The organism is Streptomyces sp. CBMA29, from assembly GCF_014596445.1.
GTDB lineage: Bacteria > Actinomycetota > Actinomycetes > Streptomycetales > Streptomycetaceae > Actinacidiphila.
In genome coordinates this window covers 1-1,579 of sequence record NZ_MECL01000143.1, presented here as the reverse complement: position 1 = coordinate 1,579, position 1,579 = coordinate 1, and the positions used below count along the sequence as shown (strand labels likewise).

Annotated in this window: 2 protein-coding genes and 1 pseudogene; 2 read left to right on the top strand and 1 reads right to left on the bottom strand. The window is 76.3% G+C overall.

Annotated elements, in window-relative coordinates:
* Together BGM09_RS19425 and BGM09_RS19420 are read left to right on the top strand one after the other, a co-directional pair.
* Positions 1-192, top strand: a pseudogene (locus BGM09_RS19425) (glutamate racemase); the annotation flags it as partial.
* 46 nt (positions 193-238) lie between these two features.
* Positions 239-790 (top strand): hypothetical protein, encoded by a 552-nt coding sequence (locus BGM09_RS19420; RefSeq protein WP_188282911.1) that lies wholly within the window; start codon positions 239-241, stop codon positions 788-790.
* Between the two features lie 114 nt (positions 791-904).
* Here BGM09_RS19420 and BGM09_RS19415 read toward each other — a convergent pair.
* On the bottom strand, positions 905-1,579 hold a 675-nt coding region (locus tag BGM09_RS19415), incomplete at its 5' end, for an O-antigen ligase family protein (protein WP_188282910.1).

Here is a 1,579-nt window from a genome sequence, read left to right as displayed (position 1 = left end):
GTCCCCGGCGCCGCGCTGTACGGCTCGGCGGACGCCGTCGCCGCGCAGGCGCTGCGCCGTGCGGGGTCCGCCGACCGGGCGACCGGCGGCGGCCGGATCGAGGTCGTCCTCAACGGCCGGTCGGCCCCGCTCCCCGTGGAGGCGCTGGCGTACGCCGAAGGCGCCTCATTGGTGACACCCGCCACCGCCTGAGTGCATAGGGCTGCCTTCTGGTGGGTATCCCAGTACCCTTCACAACATGACGCACCCTCCTCGGCCGGAGAGCGGCGCGCCCCAGGTCTGGACGGGGCGGGCCCGTAACCGCATGCAATGGGTGCTCGCCGCCTGTGGCGCCGCCTGCATGGCGCTGGGCATCGAGCTGGCCGTGGAAGGCCCCGACGCCGCCTCGGGCCTGGCCCCGCTGGTGATGTCCGTCGTGGGCTGCGTGGCCGTCGGACTGCTGGTGCTGTTCGGCACGGTCGCCTTCACGCACGTCAGGGTCCGGGTCGACCACGACGCGGTCGACGTGCGCTGCGGCCACATCGGAGTGCCGCGCCGCCGTATCCCGCTGGAGCAGGTCAGCGGCGTCCGGCTCGCGCCCCTGGTCAGCCCGCGCAACTGGGGCGGCTGGGGTTACCGCTGGCGCCCCGAGGAGGGCACCGCGGTCGTCGTCCGCCGTGGTCAGGGCCTGGTCATCGACCTGGGCAGCGGTCGCCGCTTCACGGTCACCGTCGATGACGCGCAGGGCGCCGTGGACACCATCCGCGACCTGCTGACGCTGCGCACCGCCCGCCACACCCCCGGCGCCTGACGACCCGCGCCCGCGGGCCGGAGACGCCCAGGCCGCACACCCGTATCCGAGTCCGAGTCCGTGCTCGGCCCCGTGCCCATGTTCCGGGGCGGGCCGCGAGGCCGCGCCACCCGGTCAGCGCAGTGGACCGAATCCGTCGTCCGGCAGCAGAGGGCCGGGCGGAGGCGTGGCCGTCGGCGGGCAGCCGTCGTCCGGCAGGGGACGGGCCGTGGCCAGGCCCGCGAGGAACCCGGCTCCCGCTGTGACCACGGAGTAGCTGAGCACGTGGTCGACGGTGGCGAGCAGGGCGAGCCCGGTGAGGGCGGCGCCCGCGGTGAGGACGACAGGGGTGGGTCGCGGCGAGCGCCACAGGGCGTACAGCAGCCAGCCGAAGGCGACAGCGAGCAGCGCCGCGCCCGGAATGCCCTGCTCGGCGGCGAGCTGGAGCGGCGCGGACGGCGGTGAGGCGGCGACGGCGGTGGTCACGTCGGCGGGCGGGCTGGCGTTCTCCTCGGTGAACCGCTCGGGCCCGACCCCGCGCAGCGGGTGCCGCTCGGCCAGGTCGATCGCCTCGTGCCACAGCTCGACCCGCGGCTGGGTGAGCTGGCCGGTCAGCGATTCGGACAGACCGGAGGGCAGGGCGTCGACCGCGACGGCGTAGCTGCCGCCGACCGCGAGCGCGGCGGCCAGCGCCAGCCCGCACAGGCCGAGCAGCCGCCGACGCATCCGGGCCGCGGCCAGCGAGCACAGGACGACGGCGATCCCCGCCGCGAAACCCGCCGCCGAGCCCAGCGCGAGCGCGGTGACCGC